This is a genomic window from Streptomyces griseorubiginosus (assembly GCF_001514195.1).
In the GTDB taxonomy this organism is placed as follows: domain Bacteria; phylum Actinomycetota; class Actinomycetes; order Streptomycetales; family Streptomycetaceae; genus Streptomyces; species Streptomyces griseorubiginosus.
In genome coordinates this window covers 908,539-934,207 of record NZ_KQ948734.1, presented here as the reverse complement: position 1 = coordinate 934,207, position 25,669 = coordinate 908,539, and the positions used below count along the sequence as shown (strand labels likewise).

Sequence of the window (25,669 nt, the reverse complement as noted above, 5' to 3'; positions counted from 1 at the left end):
CGACCGACCATGACCACCGCAGCCGTACAGCCCCTCCTCTCCGCCTACGACGACCAGATGCGCGGCGCTCCCCCGACCCCGCCCACGGGTGTGACGTACGAGCAGGACGGGCCCCTGCTGCGGATCGTCGGCCAGTTCCGCGGGTTCGTGAGCGGGCCGCGCAACCTCGGCGTGGACGGTGACGCGCTCGACGCACTCATCGTCCGCCAGCGCGACTTCTTCGCGGCGCGCGGTGAGGCGCTGGAGTGGAAGACCCGGGCCCACGACACCCCGGCCGACCTCACCGAGCGGCTCCGCGCGGCCGGGTTCGTGCCCGAGGAGCGGGAGACGGTGCTGATCGGCCGGGCCGCCGAGATGGCCGTGGCAGAGCCCGCACTGCCGGACGGGGTGACCCTGCGGCGGGTCACGGCCGACGAGGACATGCGCCGGATCGCCGCGATGGAGTCCGAGGTGTGGGGCCAGGACTGGAGTTGGCTCGCCGAGGACCTCGTCGGCCGGGTCGCCGCCGCTCCGGACGAGATCGCGGTGTACGTGGCCGAGGCGGACGGCGAAGTGGTGTCCGCCGCCTGGCTGGCGTTCCGCGCGGGCACCGAGTTCGCCAGCCTGTGGGGCGGCTCCACGCTCGCCGAGTGGCGGGGCCGGGGCATCTACCGGGCCCTGGTCGCCGTACGCGCGGCTCTCGCCGCCGCCCGCGGGGTCACCTATCTGCACGTGGACGCCTCGGACGACAGCGCCCCCATCCTGCGCCGCCTCGGCTTCCACGCGGTGACCGCGACGACGCCCTACGTCTGGACGCCCACGGGCAGTTGAGGCGGCCGCGGCTTCCCTGCGGCGGCCTGGGCGTCCACCGTTTCGGCGGGCGTGAAGGGACGGGACGGTGCTGTGCCGGACGGCGACGATCACCCCCGTCCAACGTCAGCCAGGCCCGCGACGGCCACCGGCGCTCGGTGCCGTCGCGCACCAGGGACGCCTCGTGCTGCCCGAACCCTGGATGCCGTCGATGCCGGCGTGCCCTCCCGCCTAGCCGGCCCGGAGCGGGTGCCGCTCGCGGTGCCATTGCCGGACCAGCGGCCAGGTCGCGATGCCGGTCAGCAGGGCGATCGGGTGGCCCCAGTCGGTCAGCGGGTCGGTGAAGGTGATCAGGTCGGTCGCCAGCTCCCAGCCGAAGAGGGCGAGCAGCGGCCAGCGCAGCCACGGCCGGAGGAGTCCGGCGAGGGCGCCGAGGCTCGCGGCGACGCCGAAGCTGACGCCGTAGTCGAGCCGGTGCAGCGAGGAGGCGGGGAGGTGTCCGACCAGGACCGCGACACCTACGGGGACCTCCGTCGCGAGGGTCGCGCCGATGTGCCCCAGCAGGAAGACGGCGGCCGTGCGCGTCCCGCCGATCCTGCGCTCCAGCGCGGTGAGGACGAACAGCAGGGCGACGGCGTACGGCGAGAGGATGCCGCCGGCGATCCACAGCGCGCTGGCCACCAGCACCAGCACCGGCGTCCGCACCAGATGGGCCACATCGGTGCTGGAGCCCTGGTGCAGGGTGTGCAGGAGGGCGGGGCCCAGCCGCGCCGAGACGAGCGCGACCGCGACCAGGACGGCGCCGTAGCCGAAGGTGAACGGGGTTCCGGTCGGTGTGGGGAACAGCCGCCGAGCAAGCCGGACGTCAAACCGCCGGGTGGGGACGGCCGTTGAAGCTTCCCGTGGCTCGGTGGCGGCCTGCTCCGCCGCACTCCGCTGCCGGGGCATGCCGTCGAGCAGGACGGCGACATCCGGGAGGCGGTCGTCGGGAGGGGAGCCGTCGGGAGGAGCTGCGGGGGCGGTCCGTTCCAAGGTGAGCTGCTCCTTCCGGTTCGCCTCCAGCCTTCGCGCCCGAACCACCCGCTGTCTGTGACCGGCGCCACCCTGGACCTGATTCACAGTGACTTCTCAAGAACCTGTAATTCGTTCGGCCCGCCTCGCCCTCCCTGCCAGGATGGGCCGATGCCCACCTCGTACGACATTCCCGAAGTCCTGGACCGTCGCGAGGGCCCCTACGGGGAGGTCGTCCTGCGGCGCCACGGCGAGTTGCTCCAGATCATCGCCAACGGCTGCTTCCTGATGGACACCTCCGACGGGCGCTCGGAGCGGATCCTCGTCGACGCGGCGCTCGGTGCGCTGGACGACCGCCCGGACCCGCACGTCCTGATCGGCGGTCTGGGCGTGGGCTTCTCGCTCGCACACGCCGCCGCGAATCCGCGCTGGGGCCGGATCACGGTCGTGGAGCGGGAGCCTGCCGTCATCGACTGGCACCGCGCGGGGCCGCTGTCGGAGCTCTCCGCGGCCGCGCTGGCCGATCCTCGGACGAACATTCTGGAAACGGATCTAGTCGGATTCGTCAATGAGACATGCGCCACTTTTGACGCGCTCTGCCTCGACATCGACAACGGCCCCGACTGGACGGTCACGGACGGCAACCACGGCCTCTACGCACCTGCCGGACTCACAAGCTGCGCAAGGGTGTTGAAGCCGGGCGGGGTACTGGCGGTGTGGTCCGCCAGACCATCAGCGGAATTTGAGGGATCCCTAGCAAATGCCGGGTTCCAGCAGGTACGTACCGAGGAGATCCCCGTTGCCCGGGGCGTACCCGACGTCGTACATCTCGCCGTCCGACCTGGATAGCAAAGGGGTGATGACTCCCCGTACTCTGCTTCCCTACGCCGATCATTCAAGCGTCAATCGCAGTCATGCGCAGACAAGGAATCACCCCACATGGTTCCGGAAAGCACTCCCCAGGGGCGGGCGATGGAGCAGACACACACCTCCCAGAACGGCACGACGACCACCCAGGGCGCACAGCGTCGGGTCCTGGTCGTCGAGGACGATCCGACGATCGTCGACGCCATCGCGACCCGCCTGCGCGCCGAGGGATTCCTCGTGCAAACGGCGGTCGACGGTCCGTCGGCGGTGGACACGGCCGAGGCCTGGCAGCCCGATCTGCTGATCCTCGACATCATGCTGCCCGGCTTCGACGGTCTGGAGGTCTGCCGACGCGTGCAGGCCGCCCGCCCGGTGCCGGTGATGATGCTCACCGCGCGGGACGACGAGACCGACATGCTGGTCGGACTCGGCGTCGGCGCCGACGACTACATGACCAAGCCCTTCTCGATGCGTGAGCTGGCCGCGCGCGTGCACGTCCTGCTGCGGCGGGTCGAGCGGGCCGCCCTGGCCGCCGCGACCCCCAGAAGCGGCATCCTCCGGCTCGGCGAGCTGGAGATCGACCACGCGCAGCGCCGGGTCCGGGTGCGCAGCGAGGACGTGCACCTCACCCCGACCGAGTTCGACCTGCTGGTGTGCCTTGCGAACACCCCGCGCGCGGTGCTCTCCCGTGAGCAGCTGCTGGCCGAGGTCTGGGACTGGGCGGACGCCTCCGGCACCCGCACGGTCGACAGCCACATCAAGGCGCTGCGCCGGAAGATCGGCGCCGAGCGGATCCGCACGGTGCACGGCGTGGGCTACGCCCTGGAGACGCCGACGCCATGAGCGAGGGTCCGGCAGGCCGGAGAGGTCCCAGGGAGGCCTGGGGGGGCGTCAGCCCGTTCTCGATCAAGACGAAGCTGGGCGCGCTGGTCGTCATCGCGGTCCTCATCACCACCGGGCTGATGATGATCGCGATGCGCACGGCGACCGAGCTGCGCTTCATCACGGTCTTCTCGATGATCGCCACGCTGCTCATCACGCAGTTCGTGGCGCATTCGCTCACCGCGCCCCTGGACGACATGAACGCGGTCGCCCGGTCCATCTCGCACGGCGACTACACCCGCCGGGTCCGTGAGAACCGCCGGGACGAGCTGGGCGACCTGGCCCAGACCATCAACCGCATGGCGGACGACCTGGAGGCCCAGGAACGCCAGCGCAAGGAACTTGTGGCAAATGTCTCCCACGAGCTGCGCACCCCCATCGCGGGCCTGCGCGCGGTGCTGGAGAACATCGTCGACGGGGTCACCCAGGCCGACCCCGAGACCATGCGCACGGCCCTCAAGCAGACCGAGCGGCTCGGCCGGCTGGTGGAGACCCTGCTGGACCTGTCCCGCCTGGACAACGGCGTCGTACCGCTGAAGAAGCGCCGTTTCGAGGTGTGGCCGTACCTCTCGGGCGTGCTGAAGGAGGCCAACATGGTCGCCACCGCGCGCGCGGGCATCGCCTCCGGATCCGGCAGCCACACCCGCAACGACGTGCATCTGCACCTCGACGTGACGCCGCCGGAGCTGACCGCGCACGCCGATCCGGAGCGCATCCACCAGGTGGTCGCCAACCTGATCGACAACGCGGTCAAGCACAGCCCGCCGCACGGCCGGGTGACGGTCAAGGCGCGGCGCGGGGCCCTGCCGGAATCCCTTGAGCTGGAGGTCCTCGACGAGGGCCCCGGCATCCCGCGCTCCGAGTGGCACCGCGTCTTCGAGCGGTTCAACCGCGGTCAGGTGCCGCGGCCGCACGGTCCGGGCAGCGACGGCGGCACCGGCCTCGGGCTCGCGATCGCCCGCTGGGCGGTGGATCTGCACGGCGGCCGGATCGGTGTGGCCGAATCCGAGCGGGGTTGCCGGATTCTTGTCACCCTTCCAGGGCTTCCCTCTCTGCCAAGTTGACGTAAAGTTCGAAGCGGAGCCACAAGATCCATCTCTGTTCCGCACTGACGGACACGTGTGATCAGGCAGAGGGCCGCGCGGTCGTCGCGCAGGGCCCCGCTCGGCGCTTCCCGAACCGGCCGTCACAGAACGGAACCCCGCTTGTTTCCCGCCATTTCCGGCCCCGAAACCCGCAGTTTCATGTGACTTACACGACGATGGACGGGCCCGGCCTGACCTTAGGGGTCTTGGGGGCGTAGCCTTTATTCCCGCTGTCCATCACCTTGTGAAGCGGAAGAGGGCGGTTGCCGCCGTGTCGCCACAGTCCCCCAGTAACTCGAGCATCTCGACCGACGCAGACCAAGCGGGCAAGAACCCCGCTGCCGCGTTCGGCCCGAACGAGTGGCTCGTCGACGAGATCTATCAGCAGTACCTCCAGGACCCGAATTCGGTAGACCGAGCCTGGTGGGACTTCTTCGCCGACTACAAGCCGGGTGCTGCGGGCGCTCCGGCTCCGGCGGGTACTGCGGCCGCGGGGGCCGCAGGGACCACCACCCCGGCTCCGGCCGCCGCGGCTCCGGCCCAGGCTCCCGCGCCGGCCGCTCCTGCCGTGCCGGCTCCCGCCGCCGCGAAGCCCGCCACCGCTCCGGCTCCCGCGCAGGCCGCCGCGCCCGCCGCCCCGGCCCCGGCGGCTCCGGCCGCCAAGCCGGCGGCCGCTCCCGCGAAGCCCGCCGCCGCGAAGCCGGCCGCGCAGGCCTCCTCGCCGGAGGGCCCTGAGCTGATCACGCTGCGCGGTCCCGCCGCCGCGGTCGCGAAGAACATGAACGCGTCCCTGGAGCTGCCCACGGCCACGTCCGTGCGCGCGGTCCCGGTGAAGCTGCTCTTCGACAACCGCATCGTCATCAACAACCACCTCAAGCGCGCCCGGGGCGGGAAGATCTCCTTCACGCACCTGATCGGCTACGCGATGGTGCAGGCCATCAAGGCCATGCCGTCGATGAACTGGCACTACGCGGAGAAGGACGGGAAGCCCACCCTCGTCAAGCCGCCGCACGTCAACTTCGGCCTCGCCATCGACCTGGTGAAGCCCAACGGCGACCGTCAGCTGGTCGTCGCGGGCATCAAGAAGGCCGAGACGCTGAACTTCTTCGAGTTCTGGCAGGCCTACGAGGACATCGTCCGCCGCGCCCGTGACGGCAAGCTGACGATGGACGACTTCTCGGGCGTCACCGTCTCCCTGACCAACCCCGGCGGCCTCGGTACGGTCCACTCCGTGCCGCGTCTGATGCCCGGCCAGTCGGTCATCATGGGCGTCGGCTCCATGGACTATCCGGCGGAGTTCCAGGGCACCTCCCAGGACACCCTGAACAAGCTCGGCATCTCGAAGGTCATGACGCTCACGTCGACCTACGACCACCGGGTCATCCAGGGCGCCGCCTCCGGCGAGTTCCTGCGGATCGTCGCGAACCTCCTGCTCGGCGAGAACGGCTTCTTCGACGAGATCTTCGAGGCCCTGCGCATCCCCTACGAGCCGGTCCGCTGGCTCAAGGACATCGACGCCTCGCACGACGACGACGTCACCAAGGCCGCCCGCGTCTTCGAGCTGATCCACTCCTACCGGGTCCGCGGCCACGTCATGGCCGACACCGACCCGCTGGAGTACCGCCAGCGCAAGCACCCCGACCTGGACATCACCGAGCACGGCCTCACCCTGTGGGACCTGGAGCGGGAGTTCGCGGTCGGCGGTTTCGCCGGCAAGTCCCTCATGAAGCTGCGCGACATCCTCGGCGTGCTGCGCGACTCGTACTGCCGCACCACCGGCGTCGAGTTCATGCACATCCAGGACCCGAAGCAGCGCCGCTGGATCCAGGACCGCATCGAGCGCTCCCACACCAAGCCGGAGCGCGAGGAGCAGCTGCGCATCCTGCGCCGGCTCAACGCCGCCGAGGCCTTCGAGACCTTCCTCCAGACGAAGTACGTCGGCCAGAAGCGCTTCTCCCTGGAGGGCGGCGAGTCCGTCATCCCGCTGCTCGACGCGGTCCTCGACTCGGCCGCCGAGTCGCGCCTGGACGAGGTCGTCATCGGCATGGCCCACCGCGGCCGCCTGAACGTCCTGGCGAACATCGTCGGCAAGTCGTACGCGCAGATCTTCCGCGAGTTCGAGGGCAACCTGGACCCGAAGTCGATGCACGGCTCCGGCGACGTGAAGTACCACCTGGGCGCCGAGGGCACCTTCACCGGTCTGGACGGCGAGCAGATCAAGGTCTCGCTGGCCGCGAACCCCTCCCACCTGGAGACGGTCGACCCGGTCATCGAGGGCATCGTCCGCGCCAAGCAGGACATCATCAACAAGGGCGGCACGGACTTCACCGTCCTGCCGGTCGCCCTGCACGGTGACGCGGCCTTCGCGGGCCAGGGCGTGGTGGCCGAGACCCTGAACATGTCGCAGCTGCGGGGCTACCGCACCGGCGGCACGGTCCACATCGTCATCAACAACCAGGTCGGCTTCACGGCGGCGCCGGAGTCCTCGCGCTCGTCCATGTACGCCACCGACGTGGCCCGCATGATCGAGGCCCCGATCTTCCACGTGAACGGCGACGACCCGGAGGCCGTGGTCCGCGTCGCGCGGCTGGCCTTCGAGTTCCGCCAGGCGTTCAACAAGGACGTGGTGATCGACCTCATCTGCTACCGCCGGCGCGGTCACAACGAGTCGGACAACCCGGCCTTCACCCAGCCGCTGATGTACGACCTGATCGACAAGAAGCGCTCGGTGCGCAAGCTCTACACCGAGTCCCTCATCGGTCGCGGCGACATCACCCTGGAAGAGGCGGAGCAGGCGCTCCAGGACTACCAGGGCCAGCTGGAGAAGGTCTTCACCGAGGTCCGCGAGGCCGTCACGGCCCAGCCGGCCGCCGGTCCCGTCTCCGACCCGCAGGCCGAGTTCCCGGTCGCCGTGAACACCGCGATCTCCACGGAGACCGTGAAGCGGATCGCCGAGTCCCAGGTCAACATCCCGGACACCTTCCACGTCCACCCGCGTCTGCTGCCGCAGCTCCAGCGGCGCGCGGCCATGGTCGAGGACGGCACCATCGACTGGGGCATGGGCGAGACCCTCGCCGTCGGTTCGCTGCTCCTGGAGGGCACCCCGGTCCGCCTGTCGGGCCAGGACTCCCAGCGCGGCACCTTCGGCCAGCGCCACGCGGTCCTCATCGACCGCGAGACCGGCGAGGAGCACACCCCGCTCCAGTACCTCGCCGAGGAGCAGGCCCGCTACAACGTCTACAACTCCCTGCTCTCCGAGTACGCGGTCATGGGCTTCGAGTACGGCTACTCGCTGGCCCGTCCCGACGCGCTCGTGATGTGGGAGGCGCAGTTCGGCGACTTCGTCAACGGCGCGCAGACGGTCGTCGACGAGTACATCTCGGCGGCGGAGCAGAAGTGGGGCCAGACGAGCGGTGTCACGCTCCTCCTGCCGCACGGCTACGAGGGCCAGGGCCCGGACCACTCCTCGGCCCGTGTCGAGCGGTTCCTCCAGCTCTGCGCCCAGAACAACATGACGGTCGCGATGCCGACCCTGCCGTCGAACTACTTCCACCTCCTGCGGTGGCAGGTGCACAACCCGCACCACAAGCCGCTGGTGGTCTTCACCCCGAAGTCGATGCTGCGTCTGAAGGCCGCGGCGTCGAAGACGGAGGAGTTCACCTCGGGTCAGTTCCGCCCGGTCATCGGCGACGCGACGGTGGACCCGGCCGCGGTCCGCAAGGTCGTCTTCGTGGCGGGCAAGCTGTACTACGACCTCGAGGCCGAGCGTCAGAAGCGCGGCATCACGGACACGGCGATCATCCGCATCGAGCGCCTGTACCCGCTGCCGGGTGCCGAGCTCCAGGCGGAGATCGCCAAGTACCCGAACGCCGAGAAGTACCTGTGGGCCCAGGAGGAGCCGGCGAACCAGGGTGCCTGGCCGTTCATCGCCCTCAACCTGATCGACCACCTGGACCTCGCGGTCGGCGCGGACGTCCCGCACGGCGAGCGCCTGCGCCGCATCTCCCGCCCGCACTCGTCGTCCCCGGCGGTCGGTTCCGCGAAGCGGCACCAGGCGGAGCAGGAGCAGCTGGTGCGTGAGGTGTTCGAGGCGTAACCGTTGGCACTCGGCCGGGCCGCACTCCTCTTGCGAGGGGTGCGGCCCGGCCGTTTGCGCGCACTTATCCTTGACGGCATGTACTTCACGGACCGTGGCATCGAAGAGCTGGAGAAGCGGCGCGGCGAGGAGGAGGTCACCTTCGAGTGGCTGGCCGAGCAGCTGCGGACCTTCGTCGACCTCAATCCCGACTTCGAGGTGCCGGTGGAACGACTGGCCACGTGGCTGGCCCGCCTGGACGACGAGGACGACGAGTAGGACCGCGGTGTGGTGCGGGGCGCTCCTTCGGGGGCGCCTTTTGCGTTGTCCCGTCGCGTCTGCAACCGCCTACGGCCGCCCCCCTCCCCCGAAAGAGCGCCTTGACTTTCGGAGCCCACGATATATCGTGAATTGCAGGAGACGCGATATGGCGCGTTGCTACGGGGAGGTCTGCCACCATGTCCGAGTGGTCCGTCACTGAGCCCAGCAAGCTCACCTTCGACGAGCCCGTCCGCGAACTTCACGTACGCATCGTCAACGGAACGGTGAACGTGGTGGGCACGGACGAAGGTTCCGCCCGCCTGGAGGTCTCGGAGATCGAAGGCCCGCCCCTGATCGTCACCCAGGAGGCGGGCACCCTGACCGTGGCGTACGAGGACCTGCCCTGGAAGGGCTTCCTCAAGTGGCTCGACCGCAAGGGCTGGCGGCGCAGCGCGGTCGTCTCGCTGGCGGTGCCTGCCGAGACCCGCGTCGAGGTGGGCGTGGTCAGCGCGGGGGCCGTGGTGTCGGGGGTGCGCGGCCCGTCGGTGGTGAAGGGGGTCAACGGCGACACCACCCTGGTCGGACTCTCCGGCCCCGTCCGCGCCGACACCGTCTCCGGGAATCTGGAGGCCCAGGCCGTCACCGGTGACCTGCGCTTCAACTCGGTCTCCGGGGACCTCACCGTCGTGGAGGGCTCGGGCTCCTCCGTGCGGGCGGACTCGGTCAGCGGCTCGATGATCGTGGACCTCGACCCGGAGGGCCCCACCGACGTCCGGCTGACCAGCGTCTCGGGCGAGATCGCCATCCGGCTGCCCCAGCCGGCGGACGCGGAGGTGGAGGCCAACACCGCGAGCGGCACGATCTCCAACGCATTCGACGGCCTGCGGGTGCACGGCCAGTGGGGCGCCCACAAGGTCACCGGCCGCCTGGGCGCCGGCACCGGGAAGCTCCGCGCCACCACCGTCTCCGGCTCCATCGCCCTGCTGCGCCGCCCGGCCCGGGAGGACGAGGAGGAGCCGTGGGACAGTGCCCCGGGGGACCATCCCCTCTCCGGCCAGGACGAGCCCTCCACCCCCACGGACACCTCCACTCCCCCGGCCGACGGCACGACCGACAAGAAGGTGCTCTGACATGCCCCCCGTCTTCGCCCACGGCCGCCTCCGCCTCTACCTGCTGAAGCTGCTGGACGAGGCCCCGCGCCACGGCTACGAGGTGATCCGGCTCCTGGAGGAGCGGTTCCAGGGCCTGTACGCCCCCTCGGCGGGCACGGTCTACCCCCGCCTGGCCAAGCTGGAGGCCGAGGGGCTGGTCACCCACACCACCGAGGGCGGCCGCAAGGTGTACGCCATCACGGACGCGGGCCGCGCCGAGCTGGCCGACCGCAGTGGCGAACTGGCCGACCTGGAGCTGGAGATCCGCGAGTCGGTCGCCGAGCTCGCCGCGGAGATCCGGGCCGATGTGCGCGGCGCGGCGGGCGACCTGCGGCGCGAGATGCGGGCGGCGGCCACCGAGGCCCGCCGGGGATCCGGCAGCGCCGGCAAGGGCGCCGGAGCCGAGTCCGAGGGCCCCTTCGGCGACTTCACGGAATACGCCGACAAGGAGTCGTGGCGGGCCGCGAAGGAGGAGATGCGCCGGGTCAAGCAGGAGTGGAAGGAGCAGGCCCGGCGCGCCAAGGACGAGAGCCGCCGGGCTCGTGAGGAGGCCCAGCGGGCCCGCCGCCAGGCCAAGGAGGCACAGGACCGGGCGAGGGAGCAGGCCCAGGAGGAGGTGCAGCGCATCGCCCGCCGCGTCCAGGAGCAGGTGCAGGACCACTTCGCACGCGGCGACTGGCCGACGGGGGTGCGCGAGGGACTGACCGAACTGGCCAAGGAGTTCGGCGAGTTCGGGAAGGACTACGGCAAGGAGTTCGGGAAGGACTTCGGTTTCGGCCGGGGCGGGGCGAGGTCGGAGAAGGCCGGGCGGTTCGAGAAGGCCGAGGGCTCGGCATCCGGCCCGGAGTACTCCCACACCCCTGAGGACTTCCCCGCCGAGTACGAACCGTCCTGGGCCCACGAGGACTCCACCGGCAACCCGGCCCGGGACCTGGACCGCCTGCTCGACCGCTTCCGCGACGACGTCCGCGACGCGGCCCGCGACCACGGCGTCACGGCGGACCAGTTCCGCGAGGCCCGCCGCCACCTGTCGACGGCGGCGGCGCACATAGGAGCACTGCTGCGGGCCCCGAAGGCGTGACCGGCCCGCGCCTCCGGCGGTACGACGGCTCCGGCCCCGCCGGCCAGCGGCGGCCGGGCCGGACCGCCGGAGCGGACCGCCGGAGCGGGGGCCGGAGCGGGGGGCCGGAGCGGGTGCCCAGAGCGGTTGCCGGGTGGCTGAACTGTGACGCCGGAGCGGGTGGCTGACCGTGGTGCGGGCGCGGGTAGCTGACCGTGATGCCGGAGCAGGTAGCTGACCGTGGCGCCAGAGCAGGCAGCTCCGCTCAGCCGGCCTTCGCCGCGCCACCCCCGCCGTACAGGACGCGCGTCACCGACTCATGGGTCACTCCGTGATCGGCGAGCACCTCACCGGACACCCCCGGCCTGACCGTCAGCGCCAGCAGGATGTGCTCGTCGCCGATGTGCCGGTCCCGCCGGGCCACGGCGATGCGCAGGGCCTTCTCCAGCGTCTCCTTGGCCCCCTTGCCGAAGGGACGGCGACCGGACCACCGCCCCCGCCCGCCACGGTCGCCCGCCATGGCGCCGGCGCCGTGCGCTTCCTCCACCCGGGCGATGATCTCCGAGACGTCGATGCCGAGCCCGGCCAGGGCCTCGGTGTCCGCCTGGGACAGCCCGGCCCGCCGCCGGGCCTCGCCGAGCGCCTGCCGTACGGCGTCCTCGCGTTCCGCGAGCCCGAGGGCGGCGAGGGCGAAGGAGGCCCGGCTGCCCTCCCGGTCCAGCAGGGCGAGGAGCAGGTGCTCGGCGTCCACGGACCCGGCCCCCGCCTCCTCGGCGTGCTCGACGGCGCCCGCGACCACGGCCCGGGCGTCCTTGGTGAATCGCTCGAACATCAATGCCTCCCGTACTTCTTGTGCACGGCCTGCCTGCTCACACCGAGTTCGGCGGCGATCTCCTGCCACGACCAGCCCTGATTGCGCGCACTGCGCACCTGCACCGACTCCAGCTGCTCGAGCAGCCTGCGCAGTGCGGCGACGGCACGCAGTCCGACACGGGGGTCGCGGTCACCGGCCCGTTCGGCGAGATCCGTTGCTTCGGTCATGATGTCAACCTACATTGACAGCCCGTCGACGTCAACCAAAGTTGACAAGCGAACGGCCGACCCACAAGGAGCCGGCCGCCGACAAATGAACCAAGGAACTCAGCTGTTGGTGAGTACGACCTTCCCGAACAGGTCACCGGCCGCGATCCGCTCGAATCCCTCACGGGCCCGGTCCATGGGCAGCACCTCGTCGATGACGGGACGCACACCGGTGGCGGCGCAGAAGGCGAGCAGGTCCTCCAGCTCGTCCTTCGTCCCCATGGTCGACCCCACGACCTTGAGCTCCAGGAAGAAGATCCGGGTCAGCTCGGCGTGCGAGGGACGGTCGCCGCTCGTGGCACCGGAGATGACCAGCGTGCCGCCGGGCTTGAGCGACTTCACCGAGTGGGACCAGGTGGCCGCGCCCACGGTCTCGATGACGGCGTCCACCCGCTGCGGCAGCCGCGCCCCGGACTCCAGCGCCTCCACGGCCCCCAGCTCCAGGGCACGCTTCCGCTTGGCCTCGTCCCGACTGGTGGCGAAGACCCGCAGCCCCGCGGCCTTCCCGAGGACGATGGCGGCCGTGGCGACACCGCCGCCGGCGCCCTGCACGAGCACGGAGTCACCGGGCCGTACGCCCGCGTTGGTGAAGAGCATCCGGTAGGCCGTGAGCCAGGCCGTGGGCAGACAGGCGGCCTCGGCGAAGGACAGCTCCTTCGGCTTGGGCAGCACGTTCCAGGTCGGCACGGCGACCCGCTCGGCGAACGTCCCCTGATAGTGCTCCGTCAGGATGGACCGCGGCTCCTTGGGCCCGACACCATGCCCGGTCTGCCCGATGACGGAGTGCAGGACGACCTCGTTGCCGTCCTCGTCGATCCCGGCGGCGTCACAGCCGAGGATCATCGGCAACTTGTCCTCGGCGAGGCCGACGCCCCGCAGGGACCAGAGGTCATGGTGATTCAGGGAAGCGGCCTTCACATCGACGACGCTCCACCCCGAACGGGCTTCGGGGGCCGGACGCTCCCCCAACTCCAGTCCCGAGAGCGGGTTGTCGCGGTCGATGCGGGCGGCGTAGACAGCGAACATGACCTTGACGATAGGGTCCCCCGGCGACACGGGGAACAGGGACGCGTTGTGACACATGCCCTCTTGCGAAACGGTACGCCCAGGTTGTGGGGCGAGTGCGGGTCCGTCGTGGCTGGTCGCGCAGTTCCCCGCGCCCCTGGGGAGTTGCAGTCCACGTGCGCCACGACGGAACCGTCAGCCGCGCGCCTCCACCCCCACCGGCCGTTCGCCGCGTACGGCGCGCAGGGGACGGGGTGGGGGGTGTCCGCCCGCAGCGGCCGGCGTCCGAAACCGAGAACTGACCGAGAGACCGAGCCGCCGGACCGAGGACGGACACCCCCCACCCCGGCACCGACCCACAACGCACCCGCACGCGCTACGCACGCCCCCACCGGACAGCAAGAGGCCGCCGCAGGCCTCCAGGGGCGCGGGGAACTGCGCAAAACGCCCGCCCCCACCAAGCCGCACCCAACCGACAACCCCAGCCACCCAACCGGCCCAACCCCCAAGCAAAGAAATGGCCCCGCCCAAGCAACAACACGCCCGGACGGAGCCACCTCCCCGCACAACAGACTCAGCGGCGAGCAACCCCTTCCGCCCGAGCCGCCGCAGCGACCGCCGCCGTGACCGCCGGAGCAACCCGCTCGTCGAACGGCGACGGAATCACATAGTCCGCCGCAAGATCGTCACCGACGACCGACGCCAGCGCCTCCGCCGCCGCGATCTTCATGCCCTCCGTGATCCGGGAGGCCCGCACCTGGAGCGCCCCCGCGAAGATCCCCGGAAACGCCAGCACGTTGTTGATCTGGTTCGGGAAGTCGGACCGCCCGGTCGCGACGACGGCCGCGTACTTGTGCGCGACCTCCGGATGCACCTCGGGGTCAGGGTTGGCCATCGCGAACACGAAGGCCCCCTCCGCCATGGACGCGACGGCCGACTCCGGCACGGTCCCGCCCGACACCCCGATGAAGACGTCGGCGCCGGCCAGGGCGGACTCCAGCGACCCCGACAGACCGGCCTTGTTGGTGAACCCGGCCAGTTCCCGCTTGACGGACGTGAGGTCGTCCCGGTCCGCGGACACGACACCACGCCGGTCGGCGACCGCGACGTCCCCGATGCCCGCCTCGACGAGCATCTTGGCGATGGCGACACCGGCCGCCCCGGCCCCGGAGATCACCGCACGAAGATCCCCGATGGCCCGCCCGCTCAGCCGCGCGGCGTTCCGCAGCGCGGCCAGCGTCACGACGGCCGTGCCGTGCTGGTCGTCGTGGAAGACGGGAATGTCGAGCCGCTCCTGGAGCCGCCGCTCGATCTCGAAGCACCGGGGAGCCGAGATGTCCTCGAGGTTCACCCCGCCGAAGGACGGCGCGAGACGGACCACGGTCTCGATGATCTCGTCGACGTCGGTGCAGGCCAGCGCGAGCGGAACCGCGTCCACCCCGCCGAACTGCTTGAACAGGATCGCCTTGCCCTCCATCACCGGGAGGGAGGCTTCGGGCCCGATGTCACCGAGCCCCAGCACGGCCGTGCCGTCGGTGACGACGGCGACGACGGACGACTTCCACGTGTAGTCGTGGACGAGGTCCGGCTGCTCGGCGATGGCGCTGCACACCTTCGCCACGCCGGGCGTGTACGCGAGGGACAGGTCGTCCTTGTCACGGACCGGCACGGTGGCCTGCACGGCCATCTTGCCGCCGCGGTGCAGCGCGAACGCGGGGTCGAAGGAATCGAGGGGCTCCGCCCCGCCGTCCTGGCCCGTATCGCTGTCGCTGCGAGGATTGACGATCTCCGCTGCCACTTTGTTGTACCCCTTAGGTCTTCATGGTTTGAGGGTTGGCCGCTCCTGATTGAGGAGCGGGCGGGCACCGCGCCACGGCCCTGGTCGTGGACCCATACGGATACGTACGGGCCGCTGCGCGACGGGCGCGCCGCACACGCGCCCTGAGCCCCGGATGAGGGGTGTAAAGAACCTTCTTACCGGACGAACGGCGTCGAGGACGAGTCCAGTACGGCCAAGGTCACACGCCGCGGCGCAAATCGATCATCGATCATCCGAGGGCGGTGACATGAATCATGGATCGGCATCCGGACAAACCGTCGGAGGCCCCTTGACGATCACCGGAGGGCCACTCGGGGGACACCCGGTCCACCCTTTACGGGTCGTCCGCCCCGCGAACGGCACCGAAGATCTTCCGGCCGGAATGCGAGATTCCCGTAGATGGTCCGGCCGTGATGTACGGACATGGTCCGGTTCGGGGGTCACCCGTTATCCGATTTTGACATGACCGTCTCCCTGAATGGTCCAGTCCGAATGGCAAGATGCCGTAATCACACGAGGTCGCGACACTCGAAGACGTGTGCTCTCGTCGACCTGAGGAATGAAGGCAGTCTGCCGAACCCGTCGGCGGCCGCCCCGCCCATCGGCAACTCCACCCATCCGCCGGAGGAACCCAAAATGACCGCAAGCACCACCCGTCGTACGACCGCCGCGCGCACCAGGACAGCCGCGGTAGGCGCGATCGCGGTCGCAGGCGCCCTGATCCTCACCGGTTGCGGTGACCAGACCAACAGCGGCTCGGACAGCTCCAGCTCCGCCTCCACGTCCTCCGCCCCGCTGGCGGACAAGCTGCCCAAGGAGATCCGCGACAAGGGCGTCATCAAGGTCGGCTCGGACATCGCGTACGCGCCGGTCGAGTTCAAGGACAGCGCCGGCAAGGTGGTCGGCATCGACCCGGACCTCGCCGACGCCATGGGCAAGGAACTCGGTGTGAAGTTCGAGTTCGAGAACGGCACCTTCGACACCCTGATCACGGGTCTGCGCTCCGACCGGTACGACATCGCCATGTCGGCGATGACGGACACCAAGGACCGCCAGGAGGGCATCGACTCGGACACCGGCAAGAAGGTCGGCGAGGGCGTCGACTTCGTGGACTACTTCACGGCCGGTGTCTCGATCTACACCCAGAAGGGCAAGAACACCGACATCAAGACGTGGTCGGACCTGTGCGGCAAGAAGATCGTCGTACAGCGCGGCACCGTCTCCGAGGACCTCGCCAAGTCCGAGTCGAAGAAGTGCACGGGTGGCAAGAAGATCGCCCTGGAGTCCTTCGACAACGACCAGCAGGCCCAGACCCGCCTGCGCGCGGGCGGCGCGGACGCCGGTTCCTCCGACTTCCCGGTCGCCGCGTACGCCGTGAAGACCTCCGGCGGTGGCAACGACTTCCAGCTCGTCGGCGAGCAGGTCGAGGCCGCCCCGTACGGCATCGCGGTCGCGAAGAAGGACACCCAGCTGCGCGACGCGCTCAAGGCCGCCCTCGACGCCATCATCAAGAACGGCGAGTACGGCAAGGTCATCAAGAAGTGGGGCGTCGAGGCCGGCGCGGTCACCCAGGCCACCGTCAACGGCGGCAAGTGATCGCGGGCCGAGTCCGCTGAAAGGCAACACCGGTGACTGTTGACATCGACAAGACGGACGGGCCGGCGGACACCCCGCCGACCCGCCCGGAGGCCATCAAGGCCATCCCGGTCCGTCATTACGGGCGGTACGTCTCCGCCGTGATCGCGCTCGCCGCACTGGGCGCCATCGTCTACGCGTTCTCCCAGGGCAGGATCAACTGGGGCGCGATCCCTGACTACTTCTTCAACGACCGCATCCTCAGCGGCGTCGGCAAGACGCTGCTGCTCACGGTGCTGTGCATGCTCATCGGCGTCGTCGGCGGCATCCTGCTGGCGGTGATGCGGCTGTCGAAGAACCCCGTGACCTCGTCCGTCGCCTGGTTCTACATCTGGTTCTTCCGCGGTACCCCGGTTCTGGTCCAGCTGATCGTCTGGTTCAACCTGGGCCTGGTCTTCGAGTACATCAACCTCGGGCCGATCTACAAGGACGAGTGGTCGCAGTTCATGACCCCGTTCCTGACGGCGCTGCTGGGTCTCGGCCTCAACGAGGCGGCGTACATGGCGGAGATCTGCCGGGCCGGTCTGCTCTCGGTCGACGAGGGCCAGACCGAGGCGTCGCACGCGCTGGGCATGAGCCACAGCAAGACGCTGCGCCGGATCGTCATCCCGCAGGCGATGCGCGTCATCGTGCCGCCCACGGGCAACGAGGTCATCAACATGCTGAAGACGACCTCGCTGGTGTCCGTGGTCCAGTACTCGGAGCTGCTCCGCGTCGCCCAGGACATCGGGCAGACCTCCGGCGCACCGGCCGAGATGCTGTTCCTCGCCGCCGCCTGGTACCTGGTGCTGACCTCGGTCTTCAGCGTGGGCCAGTACTACCTGGAGCGGTACTACGCCCGCGGCTCCAGCCGCAGCCTCCCCAGCACGCCGTTCCAGAAGATCAAGGCGAACCTGTTGTCCCTGTCGAACCGTTCGTCGGCGGGAGGCACCGCATGACCGCCATGGTGAAGGCCGAAGGCGTCCACAAGTCCTTCGGGCTCGTCGAGGTCCTCAAGGGCATCGACCTGGAAGTGAAGCAGGGCGAGGTCTTCTGCCTCATCGGCCCCTCGGGCTCCGGCAAGTCGACCTTCCTGCGGTGCATCAACCACCTGGAGAAGATCAACGCCGGCCGGCTGTACGTCGACGGGGAGCTGGTCGGCTACCGCCAGAAGGGCGACAAGCTCTACGAGCTCAAGGACAGCGAGGTCGCGCTGAAGCGCCGGGACATCGGCATGGTCTTCCAGCGCTTCAACCTGTTCCCCCACATGACGGCGCTGGAGAACGTCATGGAGGCTCCGATCCAGGTCAAGGGCGTGAACAAGGGCCAGGCCAGGGACCGTGCAAGGGAGCTCCTGGAGCGGGTCGGACTGGCCGACAAGGCCGGGAACTACCCCTCCCAGCTCTCCGGCGGCCAGCAGCAGCGGGTGGCGATCGCCCGGGCCCTGGCGATGGACCCGAAGCTGATGCTCTTCGACGAGCCGACCTCGGCCCTGGACCCGGAGCTGGTCGGTGACGTCCTCGACGTCATGCGCGACCTCGCCGAGTCCGGTATGACGATGGTCGTCGTCACCCACGAGATGGGCTTCGCCCGCGAGGTCGGCGACAGCCTGGTCTTCATGGACGAAGGCGTGGTCGTCGAGTCCGGCGACCCCCGAGAGGTCCTGACGAATCCTCAGCACGAGCGCACCAGGTCGTTCCTGTCGAAGGTGCTGTAGCGGTACGACGACGAAAGGGGCGGTACGACGGTGTCGTGCCGCCCCTTTCGCGTGCCCCTACTTCAGCGCGAGCAGCAGCGTGTCCGAAGGTGAGCACCACACCGGCCTGGCCTCGGCGAAGCCGCGCTCGCGCAGGACTCGTGCGTGCCACTGGGCCGACGGGGTGTCGCCCTCCGCGTGTTCGCCGTAGATCTCGAAGCGCCGTGCCGTGGGGCCCGCCAGGACCGGGTCGGCGGCGGCGACCTCCCACCAGGCGGCCCAGTCGAGGGCGCCGTCCTGTCGGGCCCGTTCCATGTGCGCGTGGCGCTGCGCGCGTTCGGCCGCGTTGATCCGGGGCGTGGACTCGTCGATCATGTGGTCCGCGTTCATGAAGACGCCGCCGTCGCGGACGAGTTCGGCGATCTGCCCGTAGAGGACCGTGAGGGGTTCGCTGTGCAGCCAGTGCAGGGCCGTGGCGGTCAGGACGGCGTCGTAGGAGTCGTACGGCAGCTCCGCGACCCAGTTGGGGTCCTTGAGGTCGGCCGTCACGAAGGTGACCCGCGTATCGCCCGCGAAGGTGCCCTCGGCGATGGCGAGCAGCGCCGGGTCGAGGTCGACGCCGGTGCTGGTGGCCTCCGGGAACCGGGCGAGCAGCCTGGCCGTGATACTTCCTGTGCCGCACGCGAGGTCCAGCACGCGCGGCCGGGGTCCGACGAGGGCCTCGACCATGTCGAGCATCACCCGGAACCGCTCCTCGCGGTCCGGCATGTACCACTCCTGCTGCCGGTCCCAGCTCTCCTGCCAGGCCTGCCAGTCGGTTCCGACACCGGTCGTCATCAAAGCCCCCTGTCCCGTCATCGCCGTAATACCCTGGAAGCACGATCAGCTGTTACCCGACCGCACCCCGACGATAGAACGCCTCCGTAAGGACTACAAGTGGAACTGGCCTATTACTCGGACTACGCCGTACGTCTGGTCAACAGCGAGGACCCGGCCCGCGGCCAGGACTCCCTGACCTCCGTCGAGGCCGTCCGCGATCTGTTCGGCGCCGGCCAGGAGGCGGGCCGGCGGGCCACGGACGCCGACGTGACCCGCTTCCGCTCGGTCCGGGCGCGGCTGCGCGCGGTCTTCGAGGCGGCCGACCAGGGCGACGAGACCCTCGCGGTGAACCTGCTGAACTCACTGCTCCTGGAGTTCCCGGTGAGCCCGCAGATCTCCGGGCACGACTTCCGGGACGACGACGGCCGCCCGCTGTGGCACATGCACCTGGCGGACCACCCCTCCAACGCGACGGCGGGGTACGCGGCCATCGCCGCGATGGGCCTGGCCTTCCACCTCACCGAGTACGGCGTCGACCGGCTCGGCCTGTGCGAGGCCGCGCCCTGCCGCAACGCCTACCTCGACACCTCCACCAACCGCTCCCGGCGCTACTGCTCCGACCGCTGCGCCACCCGCGCCAACGTGGCCGCCTACCGGGCCCGCAAGCGCCTGGAGGCCGACCGGTCGGCGAACAGCGGCCGCACCGCGGACACCGCCCAGCGCACGGCGGCCAGCGGCGAGCGCTGACCGGGCCTGAGCGGCCGGTACCTGAGCCGGGCCTTCCCCAGCACGAGGTCCTCCGGTACGACGCCGTAGTCGGTGCTGTCGCCGCCCGCGAACGCGTTGTCGCCGAGCACCCACCAGCCGCCCTCGCGGCGCTCCACGGCCCGCTTGACGACGAGCAGGTCCTGCTGGAACGGATGCCTGAGGACCACGATGTCGCCGATCCCGACCCTGGCCCCCCAGTGCACGACGAGCTGGTCCCCGTGCTGGAGCGTGGGCACCATCGACGGCCCGGTCACCTCGGCCACCCCGAGGAAGGGCAGCAAGGACCTCCCCCGCTCGGTCTCCTGCGACAGCTCCGGCATCCCCGGCACCTCCCCGGTACGTTCATCCACCAGTCTCAGTCTGACCCCGGACTTTTGTCCTAAGCCCATGGGGGCACTCGCGAATTCGGCTCTCCCAGGGAGTAATGTCGCACCTGAGAAGACGATCACGAGGAAGGAATGCTCCATGCTTTCCCGCCTGTTTGCCCCCAAGGTCAAGGTCAGCGCACACTGCGACCTGCCCTGCGGTGTGTACGACCCGGCCCAGGCCCGCATCGAGGCGGAGTCGGTGAAGGCCGTGCAGGAGAAGATGGCCGCCAACGACGACCCGCACTTCCAGGCGCGTGCCACGGTCATCAAGGAGCAGCGCGCCGAGCTCGCGAAGCACCACGTTTCCGTGCTCTGGAGCGACTACTTCAAGCCCCCGCACTTCGAGAAGTACCCGGAGCTGCACCAGCTGGTCAACGACACCCTGAAGGCCCTCTCGGCCGCCAAGGCGTCGACCGACCCGGCGACCGGCCAGAAGGCTCTGGACTACATCGCCCAGATCGACAAGATCTTCTGGGAGACCAAGAAGGCCTGACCCAAGGCCTGCTCCGCCTGGTCGGCGATCGGTGCACCATCGCGGATCCGAAGGCGGTCGAAGGGGCCCGGACGGTTCACCGTCCGGGCCCCTTCGCGCTGTTCGGGCCGCTTCGTGCGTTCGGGCCGCTTCGTGCTGTACCGACCACAGGGCGCGGCCACGCCTGCGCAGAGGACCCTCAGTGCTCCCCCGCCTCCAGCAGCCCCGCCGCCGCTCCCACGATCCGCGGGTCCGGGGTGCCGACGACCTCCTCGTCCTTGTCGGAGTAGTCGAAGCGGGCCAGGACGCTGCGCATGGCCTCGACGCGGGCGCGCTTCTTGTCGTTGCTCTTGACCACCGTCCAGGGGGCGAACTGCGTGTCCGTCTCACGGAACATGGCGACCTTGGCGGCGGTGTAGTCGTCCCAGCGGTCCAGGGAGGCCAGGTCCATGGGGCTGAGCTTCCACTGCCGTACGGGATCGATCTGGCGGATCGTGAAGCGGGTGCGCTGCTCGCCCTGGGAGACCGAGAACCAGAACTTCAGCAGGTCCACGCCGTCGTCCACGAGCATCCGCTCGAACAGCGGGGCCTGCCGCATGAAGCGCCGGTACTCGTCGTCGGTGCAGAAGCCCATGACCCGCTCCACGCCGGCCCGGTTGTACCAGGACCGGTCGAACAGCACGATCTCGCCGGCGGTCGGCAGGTGTTCGACGTACCGCTGGAAGTACCACTGCCCGCGCTCGCGCTCGGTCGGCTTCTCCAGCGCCACCACGCGGGCGCCACGGGGGTTCAGGTGCTCCGTGAAGCGCTTGATGGTGCCGCCCTTGCCGGCCGCGTCCCGTCCCTCGAAGACGATGACGAGCCGGCGTCCGGTCTCCTTGACCCAGCTCTGGAGCTTCAGGAGTTCGATCTGCTGGAGCCGCTTGTGCCAGTCGTACTCCTTGCGCTCCATGCGGTGCTCGTAGGGGTAGTTCTCCCGCCAGGTGTCGATCGGGCTGCCGTCCGGGCGGATGAGCACGGGTTCGTCGGGATCGGTGTAGTCGACCTTCAGGTCGGTCAGCAGAGGCGTCATCCTGGGTCCCCTCTCATCTCGGTGGGTCAGTGGAACTGCGGCACGATCAGATGGATGCCGTACGCCACCACCGCCGCGCAGGCCAGGAAGCAGAGGCCGGCCTGGGCGACGCCGAGAGTCGACGTGCTGGTGCCATCCTCCCTCGCTCCCTCGAATCGGGCGAGGCCGAGTACCCCGAGGGCGAAGACGACGACCACGGCGACGGTGACACCCACGCTCACCGCGGTGACCTGGCCGAGTGCGGACCAGTCGATGCTCATGACAGGAACTCCTGGGGAGGCTCAGGCGGCCGTGCGGACACGGGCCGGCGGCTCGGTGCGGAGGGTGACCTCGTGGGTGTCGTTGACGTTGTGCGCGCTCACCGGATTGCGGCGGGACAGCAGCACGATGCCCCCGGCGACGGCCACGCCGACCAGGGCGACGACGACGGTGCCGAGGTTGCCGCCGTGCTTGACCGCGCTCGCGGAGAGGCCGCCCACCAGCGCGGCGGCGGGCAGGGTGATCAGCCAGGCCAGGACCATCCGGCCGGCCACGCCCCAGCGGACCTCCGCGAGCCGCCGGCCGAGGCCCGCGCCGAGGATGCTGCCGGAGGCGACCTGCGTGGTGGACAGCGCGAAGCCGAGGTGGGCGGAGGTCAGGATGACCGCCGTGGACGCGGTCTCGGCGGCGAAGCCCTGCGGGGACTGGATCTCGGTGAGCCCCTTGCCCATGGTGCGGATGATCCGCCAGCCGCCGAGGTAGGTGCCGAGACCGATGGCGAGGCCGGCGGAGGCGATGACCCACACCGGCGGACCGGCGTCGGGACCGAGCGCGCCCGCGGAGATGAGGGTGAGCGTGATGACGCCCATGGTCTTCTGGGCGTCGTTGGTGCCGTGCGCGAGGGAGACGAGGGACGCGGAGGCGATCTGGCCGAGCCGGAAGCCCTTGGTCACCGAGTCCCTGCGGGCGCGGGCGGTCAGCTTGTAGGCGAGGAAGGTGGCGAGCAGGGCCGCGAGACCCGCCACCACCGGGGAGGCCACGGCCGGGAGCAGGATCTTCTCGACGACCTTGTCGAAGTGCACGCCGTGTTGACCCGCCCCGACCCAGACCGCGCCGATCAGGCCGCCGAAGAGCGCGTGCGACGAGCTCGACGGGAGACCGATCAGCCAGGTCAGCAGGTTCCACAGGATCGCTCCGACCAGCCCCGCGAAGATCATCCCGGGTGAGACGAGGGTGTCGTCCACGATGCCGCCGGAGATCGTCCTGGCGACCTCGGTCGACAGGAAGGCGCCCACGATGTTGAGGGCGCCGCTCACCAGGACCGCGGTCCTGGGTTTCAGTGCGCCGGTCGCGATGGACGTCGCCATCGCGTTGGCCGTGTCGTGGAATCCGTTGGTGAAGTCGAAGGCCAGAGCCGTGACGATGACGACCGCCACGAGGAACGTGATGTGGTCCATGCCCTCATGGGAGCAAGCGCTTCCGTACGGGAGGCGAACGCGAGGCAAAGCCCGTTCCAGGTCCACGCACCCGACCGGTGAGCGTCGTGCGATGCTGGCGTGATGGTGAGCGTGTCATGGTGAGCGTCGAGGACCTGGTGCGGCTGCGGCAGGCGCGGGACCGGATGGACCGCGAGTACACCGAGCCGCTGGACGTGCCCGCGCTCGCCCGCACCGCGCTGATGTCCCCCGGACACTTCCAGCGCAGCTTCCGCGCGGAGTTCGGGGAGACGCCGTACGGCTATCTCATGACCCGGCGCATCGAGCGCGCGAAGGCGCTGCTGCGGCGGGGCGACCTGTCGGTCACCGAGGTCTGCATGGCGGTCGGCTGCACCTCCCTCGGGTCCTTCAGCTCACGGTTCACGGAGCTGGTGGGCGAGACACCGAGCGCGTACCGGGCCCGCCCGCACGAGGAACTCGCGGACATCCCGCCGTGCGTGGTCCGCCGGCACACCCGGCCCCGAAGGACCTGAGCGGTCCCCAGGCGGACCCGCCCTCGGCGGGCCTAACGTGAACCCATGGACATCAAACTCAAGAACTGCTTCATCGCCGTCGACGACCACGACAAGGCGATCGCGTTCTACCGGGACGTCCTGGGCATGGAGGTGCGCAACGACGTCGGGTACGAGGGGATGCGGTGGGTGACGGTCGGCTCGCCGCTCCAGCCGGACGTGGACATCGTCCTGGAGCCACCGGCGGCTGATCCGGACGCGTCGCCCGCGGACAAGGAGGCGATGGCCCGGCTGCTGGCGAAGGGGCTGTTGCGCGGGGTCAACTTCACGACCACGGACTGCGACGCGTTGTTCGCGCGCGTGCGGGAGTCCGGGGCCGAGGTGATCCAGGAGCCGATGGACATGCCGTACGGGGTGCGGGACTGCGCGTTCCGGGACCCGGCGGGGAACATGCTGCGGTTCATGCAGGTCGGGGGCAGCTGAGTCCGTCGGCTGCCCGCGGCGTCGTCGTGGCTGGTCGCAGTTCCCCGCGCCCCTTCAGGGCGCATACGATCACCGGCATGACCACGCGCTGGACTTACGCCTTCGTGGACCGGCCCGTCCCCCGCTTCGCCCAGGCCTGCGACTTCTGGGCCGGCGTCACGGGCACCCGTCTCTCCGAATTCAGGGGCGAGCGGCGGGAGTTCGTGACCCTGCTGCCCGCCGACGGGACCGACGCCTGCGTCAAGATCCAGGCCGTCGCCTCCGGGCCCGGCGGTGCGCATCTCGACTTCTGCGTCGACGACGTACGGGAGTTCGCGAGGACGGCGGAGGCGCTCGGCGCGCATGTGGTCGCCGATCAGGGGACGTTGGTGGTACTGCGCTCCCCCGCGGGCCAGTTGTTCTGCGCCGATCCCTGGCGGGGGCAGTCGGCCCGCCAGCCGGTGTTCCGGGGCACCCGCCTGGACCAGGTCTGCCTGGACGTCCCGCCGTCCCTCCACGAGGCCGAAGTCGCTTTCTGGACCGCCCTGTTGCCCGACTGGGAGTCCTTTCCCGGCTCGCTCCCCGAGTTCCACGTGCTGAGGCCGCCGGCCGGCTTCCCCGTCCGCATCCTCCTCCAGCGCCTGGAGGAGGAACGCCCCGCCTCCGCCCACCTGGACCTGGCCTGCGCGGACATCGGGGCGACACGGGCCGAACACGAGCGCCTGGGCGCCGAGTTCGTCGCCGAGGGCCGGAGCTGGACGGTGCTGCGGGACCCGGCGGGCGGCCTGTACTGCCTGACGGGCCGGGACCCGGAGACGGGTGGGCTGCCTAGCCGGAGGTGACTGTCAGGCAGGCGCCCCACCCCTGCTCGTCGGGGGTGACGTCGGGGCACGCCGACCTCCACCCGTCCGGCAGCGAGGGCGTCGGACTGGTCTCCTCCCACACGTACGGCCCCGGGGGCTCGGTGGAGTCCTGGAGCCACAGCGTGAGCCCGCCCGCGACGACCACGAGAACCGCCCAGACGAGCAGCGCCCAGCGCCATAACCGGCTGCGGCGTCCCGTCACCCCCACGGCTCCACGTCCACGACCGCGGACACCGGAAGCGGGCCGTAGATGTGCGGGAACTCCTCGGCGCCGGGCTCGGGGGCCTCGTACTTCAGGGGTACGTCGAGGAGTGCGGGGTCGATGACGAGGACCACGAGGTCGGGCACGTCGGCGAAGAACGCGGCGGCCGTGCGCGGCAGCTGCTCGCGCGTCGAGCAGTGGATGAACCCCTCCTCCTGGAGGGTGCGGCCGCGCGTGGAGATCTCGTAGGTGCCCTTGGCCTGCGCCTCCTCCCAGAGGAAGCGTTCGGTGAGGTGCACGATGGGCTCCGTTGTGGACATG

At 70.1% G+C, this 25,669-nt stretch carries 28 protein-coding genes; 16 read left to right on the top strand and 12 right to left on the bottom strand.

Going from position 1 to position 25,669, the window contains the following annotated elements:
* Window positions 1–9: 9 nt before the first annotated feature.
* Window positions 10–810 carry a GNAT family N-acetyltransferase gene (locus AQJ54_RS04200; RefSeq protein ID WP_062233965.1) on the top strand — a complete coding sequence of 267 codons (801 nt, stop codon included), beginning with the start codon at window positions 10–12 and terminating at the stop codon, window positions 808–810.
* Window positions 811–1,020: 210 nt separating this feature from the next.
* Here the strand turns inward: AQJ54_RS04200 and AQJ54_RS04195 are convergent, their stop codons facing one another.
* Window positions 1,021–1,821, bottom strand: a complete 801-nt coding sequence (locus AQJ54_RS04195; RefSeq protein ID WP_062233962.1) for a rhomboid-like protein — start codon at window positions 1,819–1,821, stop codon at window positions 1,021–1,023.
* A 150-nt stretch (window positions 1,822–1,971) separates the two neighbouring features.
* On the opposite strand from AQJ54_RS04195, the gene AQJ54_RS04190 reads away from it, so the two are divergent.
* The 7 genes from AQJ54_RS04190 (at window position 1,972) to AQJ54_RS04160 (ending at window position 11,202) form a co-directional block, all read left to right on the top strand.
* A complete protein-coding gene (locus tag AQJ54_RS04190) occupies window positions 1,972–2,649 on the top strand; it encodes a spermine/spermidine synthase domain-containing protein (protein ID WP_062233960.1) in 678 nt (225 codons plus the stop codon).
* Between the two features lie 123 nt (window positions 2,650–2,772).
* On the top strand, window positions 2,773–3,510 hold the full coding sequence (locus tag AQJ54_RS04185) for a response regulator transcription factor (protein ID WP_020136625.1): 738 nt from the start codon (window positions 2,773–2,775) through the stop codon (window positions 3,508–3,510).
* Window positions 3,507–4,613 (top strand): HAMP domain-containing sensor histidine kinase, encoded by a 1,107-nt coding sequence (locus AQJ54_RS04180; RefSeq protein WP_030320436.1) that lies wholly within the window; start codon window positions 3,507–3,509, stop codon window positions 4,611–4,613. Before AQJ54_RS04185 ends, AQJ54_RS04180 begins: the two co-directional genes overlap by 4 nt.
* Window positions 4,614–4,905: 292 nt before the next feature.
* Complete coding sequence (locus AQJ54_RS04175; RefSeq protein WP_062233957.1) at window positions 4,906–8,730, top strand: multifunctional oxoglutarate decarboxylase/oxoglutarate dehydrogenase thiamine pyrophosphate-binding subunit/dihydrolipoyllysine-residue succinyltransferase subunit; 3,825 nt, start codon at window positions 4,906–4,908, stop codon at window positions 8,728–8,730.
* A gap of 78 nt (window positions 8,731–8,808) precedes the next feature.
* The gene (locus tag AQJ54_RS04170) at window positions 8,809–8,988 is read left to right on the top strand and encodes a DUF6104 family protein (protein WP_003992906.1); all 180 of its coding nucleotides are present in this window, start codon (window positions 8,809–8,811) and stop codon (window positions 8,986–8,988) included.
* Between the two features lie 179 nt (window positions 8,989–9,167).
* Window positions 9,168–10,100 (top strand): DUF4097 family beta strand repeat-containing protein, encoded by a 933-nt coding sequence (locus AQJ54_RS04165; protein ID WP_062024156.1) that lies wholly within the window; start codon window positions 9,168–9,170, stop codon window positions 10,098–10,100.
* Window position 10,101: 1 nt separating this feature from the next.
* Window positions 10,102–11,202 (top strand): PadR family transcriptional regulator, encoded by a 1,101-nt coding sequence (locus AQJ54_RS04160; protein WP_062024154.1) that lies wholly within the window; start codon window positions 10,102–10,104, stop codon window positions 11,200–11,202.
* Window positions 11,203–11,446: 244 nt separating this feature from the next.
* Here the strand turns inward: AQJ54_RS04160 and AQJ54_RS04155 are convergent, their stop codons facing one another.
* From AQJ54_RS04155 to AQJ54_RS04140, 4 genes are all read right to left on the bottom strand, one after another.
* Complete coding sequence (locus AQJ54_RS04155) at window positions 11,447–12,013, bottom strand: Clp protease N-terminal domain-containing protein (protein ID WP_062233954.1); 567 nt, start codon at window positions 12,011–12,013, stop codon at window positions 11,447–11,449.
* Entirely contained in the window at window positions 12,013–12,222 is a 210-nt protein-coding gene (locus AQJ54_RS04150) for a helix-turn-helix domain-containing protein (RefSeq protein WP_007384656.1), read from the bottom strand. Before AQJ54_RS04150 ends, AQJ54_RS04155 begins: the two co-directional genes overlap by 1 nt.
* Window positions 12,223–12,321: 99 nt before the next feature.
* Window positions 12,322–13,287: a zinc-binding dehydrogenase gene (locus tag AQJ54_RS04145; RefSeq protein ID WP_062234904.1), complete on the bottom strand. Its 966-nt coding sequence runs from the start codon at window positions 13,285–13,287 to the stop codon at window positions 12,322–12,324.
* A gap of 553 nt (window positions 13,288–13,840) precedes the next feature.
* Window positions 13,841–15,064 carry an NAD(P)-dependent malic enzyme gene (locus AQJ54_RS04140; RefSeq protein WP_062024152.1) on the bottom strand — a complete coding sequence of 408 codons (1,224 nt, stop codon included), beginning with the start codon at window positions 15,062–15,064 and terminating at the stop codon, window positions 13,841–13,843.
* A gap of 657 nt (window positions 15,065–15,721) precedes the next feature.
* On the opposite strand from AQJ54_RS04140, the gene AQJ54_RS04135 reads away from it, so the two are divergent.
* From AQJ54_RS04135 to AQJ54_RS04125, 3 genes are read left to right on the top strand one after another with little or no spacing between them, the layout of a single operon-like run.
* Complete coding sequence (locus tag AQJ54_RS04135; protein ID WP_062024150.1) at window positions 15,722–16,681, top strand: ABC transporter substrate-binding protein; 960 nt, start codon at window positions 15,722–15,724, stop codon at window positions 16,679–16,681.
* A gap of 32 nt (window positions 16,682–16,713) precedes the next feature.
* Complete coding sequence (locus AQJ54_RS04130) at window positions 16,714–17,658, top strand: amino acid ABC transporter permease (protein ID WP_062024149.1); 945 nt, start codon at window positions 16,714–16,716, stop codon at window positions 17,656–17,658.
* On the top strand, window positions 17,655–18,416 hold the full coding sequence (locus tag AQJ54_RS04125) for an amino acid ABC transporter ATP-binding protein (protein ID WP_062024148.1): 762 nt from the start codon (window positions 17,655–17,657) through the stop codon (window positions 18,414–18,416). Before AQJ54_RS04130 ends, AQJ54_RS04125 begins: the two co-directional genes overlap by 4 nt.
* A gap of 57 nt (window positions 18,417–18,473) precedes the next feature.
* Here AQJ54_RS04125 and AQJ54_RS04120 read toward each other — a convergent pair whose 3' ends face one another.
* Complete coding sequence (locus tag AQJ54_RS04120; RefSeq protein ID WP_062233951.1) at window positions 18,474–19,232, bottom strand: class I SAM-dependent methyltransferase; 759 nt, start codon at window positions 19,230–19,232, stop codon at window positions 18,474–18,476.
* A 99-nt stretch (window positions 19,233–19,331) separates the two neighbouring features.
* On the opposite strand from AQJ54_RS04120, the gene AQJ54_RS04115 reads away from it, so the two are divergent.
* The gene (locus AQJ54_RS04115) at window positions 19,332–19,961 is read left to right on the top strand and encodes a CGNR zinc finger domain-containing protein (RefSeq protein WP_020136637.1); all 630 of its coding nucleotides are present in this window, start codon (window positions 19,332–19,334) and stop codon (window positions 19,959–19,961) included.
* On the opposite strand, the gene sodX is transcribed toward AQJ54_RS04115, so the two are convergent.
* On the bottom strand, window positions 19,865–20,302 hold the full coding sequence (gene sodX / locus AQJ54_RS04110) for a nickel-type superoxide dismutase maturation protease (protein ID WP_020136638.1): 438 nt from the start codon (window positions 20,300–20,302) through the stop codon (window positions 19,865–19,867). The two genes, AQJ54_RS04115 and sodX, sit on opposite strands and share 97 nt — an antisense overlap.
* 145 nt (window positions 20,303–20,447) lie before the next feature.
* Here sodX and sodN point away from each other — a divergent pair, with 145 nt between their 5' ends.
* A complete protein-coding gene (gene sodN / locus AQJ54_RS04105) occupies window positions 20,448–20,843 on the top strand; it encodes a superoxide dismutase, Ni (protein ID WP_020136639.1) in 396 nt (131 codons plus the stop codon).
* 178 nt (window positions 20,844–21,021) lie between these two features.
* On the opposite strand, the gene ppk2 is transcribed toward sodN, so the two are convergent.
* Genes ppk2 through AQJ54_RS04090 form a run of 3 tightly spaced genes read right to left on the bottom strand, consistent with a single transcriptional unit; the run spans window position 21,022 to window position 23,330 of the window.
* Window positions 21,022–21,894, bottom strand: a complete 873-nt coding sequence (gene ppk2, locus AQJ54_RS04100) for a polyphosphate kinase 2 (protein WP_062233948.1) — start codon at window positions 21,892–21,894, stop codon at window positions 21,022–21,024.
* A gap of 26 nt (window positions 21,895–21,920) precedes the next feature.
* Window positions 21,921–22,154 carry a hypothetical protein gene (locus AQJ54_RS04095; RefSeq protein ID WP_062233945.1) on the bottom strand — a complete coding sequence of 78 codons (234 nt, stop codon included), beginning with the start codon at window positions 22,152–22,154 and terminating at the stop codon, window positions 21,921–21,923.
* A gap of 21 nt (window positions 22,155–22,175) precedes the next feature.
* Window positions 22,176–23,330, bottom strand: a complete 1,155-nt coding sequence (locus tag AQJ54_RS04090; protein ID WP_062024143.1) for an inorganic phosphate transporter — start codon at window positions 23,328–23,330, stop codon at window positions 22,176–22,178.
* Window positions 23,331–23,446: 116 nt separating this feature from the next.
* Here AQJ54_RS04090 and AQJ54_RS04085 point away from each other — a divergent pair, with 116 nt between their 5' ends.
* The 3 genes from AQJ54_RS04085 to AQJ54_RS04075 all read left to right on the top strand — a co-directional run bounded on the left by AQJ54_RS04085 (window position 23,447) and on the right by AQJ54_RS04075 (window position 25,125).
* A complete protein-coding gene (locus AQJ54_RS04085; protein WP_030320473.1) occupies window positions 23,447–23,842 on the top strand; it encodes a helix-turn-helix transcriptional regulator in 396 nt (131 codons plus the stop codon).
* Between the two features lie 45 nt (window positions 23,843–23,887).
* A complete protein-coding gene (locus AQJ54_RS04080) occupies window positions 23,888–24,304 on the top strand; it encodes a VOC family protein (protein WP_062024141.1) in 417 nt (138 codons plus the stop codon).
* 77 nt (window positions 24,305–24,381) lie between these two features.
* A complete protein-coding gene (locus tag AQJ54_RS04075; protein WP_062024140.1) occupies window positions 24,382–25,125 on the top strand; it encodes a VOC family protein in 744 nt (247 codons plus the stop codon).
* Here the strand turns inward: AQJ54_RS04075 and AQJ54_RS04070 are convergent.
* Together AQJ54_RS04070 and AQJ54_RS46585 are read right to left on the bottom strand one after the other, a co-directional pair.
* Window positions 25,112–25,348, bottom strand: a complete 237-nt coding sequence (locus AQJ54_RS04070; RefSeq protein WP_248845294.1) for a hypothetical protein — start codon at window positions 25,346–25,348, stop codon at window positions 25,112–25,114. The two genes, AQJ54_RS04075 and AQJ54_RS04070, sit on opposite strands and share 14 nt — an antisense overlap.
* A complete protein-coding gene (locus AQJ54_RS46585) occupies window positions 25,345–25,668 on the bottom strand; it encodes a DUF952 domain-containing protein (protein ID WP_248845318.1) in 324 nt (107 codons plus the stop codon). Before AQJ54_RS46585 ends, AQJ54_RS04070 begins: the two co-directional genes overlap by 4 nt.
* Between the last annotated feature and the right edge of the window lies 1 nt (window position 25,669).

Excerpts from the sequence above, each read along its gene's own strand:
- AQJ54_RS04120 (WP_062233951.1), bottom strand. The coding sequence starts at position 19,232 with ATGACGACCGGTGTCGGAACCGACTGGCAGGCCTGGCAGGAGAGCTGG.
- AQJ54_RS04190 (WP_062233960.1), top strand. The coding sequence starts at position 1,972 with ATGCCCACCTCGTACGACATTCCCGAAGTCCTGGACCGTCGCGAGGGC.
- AQJ54_RS04165 (WP_062024156.1), top strand. The coding sequence starts at position 9,168 with ATGTCCGAGTGGTCCGTCACTGAGCCCAGCAAGCTCACCTTCGACGAG.
- AQJ54_RS04160 (WP_062024154.1), top strand. The coding sequence starts at position 10,102 with ATGCCCCCCGTCTTCGCCCACGGCCGCCTCCGCCTCTACCTGCTGAAG.
- AQJ54_RS04185 (WP_020136625.1), top strand. The coding sequence starts at position 2,773 with ATGGAGCAGACACACACCTCCCAGAACGGCACGACGACCACCCAGGGC.
- AQJ54_RS04085 (WP_030320473.1), top strand. The coding sequence starts at position 23,447 with ATGGTGAGCGTCGAGGACCTGGTGCGGCTGCGGCAGGCGCGGGACCGG.
- AQJ54_RS04145 (WP_062234904.1), bottom strand. The coding sequence starts at position 13,287 with ATGTTCGCTGTCTACGCCGCCCGCATCGACCGCGACAACCCGCTCTCG.
- sodX (WP_020136638.1), bottom strand. The coding sequence starts at position 20,302 with ATGCCGGAGCTGTCGCAGGAGACCGAGCGGGGGAGGTCCTTGCTGCCC.
- ppk2 (WP_062233948.1), bottom strand. The coding sequence starts at position 21,894 with ATGACGCCTCTGCTGACCGACCTGAAGGTCGACTACACCGATCCCGAC.
- sodN (WP_020136639.1), top strand. The coding sequence starts at position 20,448 with ATGCTTTCCCGCCTGTTTGCCCCCAAGGTCAAGGTCAGCGCACACTGC.
- AQJ54_RS04125 (WP_062024148.1), top strand. The coding sequence starts at position 17,655 with ATGACCGCCATGGTGAAGGCCGAAGGCGTCCACAAGTCCTTCGGGCTC.
- AQJ54_RS04135 (WP_062024150.1), top strand. The coding sequence starts at position 15,722 with ATGACCGCAAGCACCACCCGTCGTACGACCGCCGCGCGCACCAGGACA.
- AQJ54_RS04150 (WP_007384656.1), bottom strand. The coding sequence starts at position 12,222 with ATGACCGAAGCAACGGATCTCGCCGAACGGGCCGGTGACCGCGACCCC.
- AQJ54_RS04080 (WP_062024141.1), top strand. The coding sequence starts at position 23,888 with ATGGACATCAAACTCAAGAACTGCTTCATCGCCGTCGACGACCACGAC.
- AQJ54_RS04155 (WP_062233954.1), bottom strand. The coding sequence starts at position 12,013 with ATGTTCGAGCGATTCACCAAGGACGCCCGGGCCGTGGTCGCGGGCGCC.
- AQJ54_RS04090 (WP_062024143.1), bottom strand. The coding sequence starts at position 23,330 with ATGGACCACATCACGTTCCTCGTGGCGGTCGTCATCGTCACGGCTCTG.
- AQJ54_RS04180 (WP_030320436.1), top strand. The coding sequence starts at position 3,507 with ATGAGCGAGGGTCCGGCAGGCCGGAGAGGTCCCAGGGAGGCCTGGGGG.
- AQJ54_RS04200 (WP_062233965.1), top strand. The coding sequence starts at position 10 with ATGACCACCGCAGCCGTACAGCCCCTCCTCTCCGCCTACGACGACCAG.
- AQJ54_RS04075 (WP_062024140.1), top strand. The coding sequence starts at position 24,382 with ATGACCACGCGCTGGACTTACGCCTTCGTGGACCGGCCCGTCCCCCGC.
- AQJ54_RS04095 (WP_062233945.1), bottom strand. The coding sequence starts at position 22,154 with ATGAGCATCGACTGGTCCGCACTCGGCCAGGTCACCGCGGTGAGCGTG.
- AQJ54_RS46585 (WP_248845318.1), bottom strand. The coding sequence starts at position 25,668 with ATGTCCACAACGGAGCCCATCGTGCACCTCACCGAACGCTTCCTCTGG.
- AQJ54_RS04170 (WP_003992906.1), top strand. The coding sequence starts at position 8,809 with ATGTACTTCACGGACCGTGGCATCGAAGAGCTGGAGAAGCGGCGCGGC.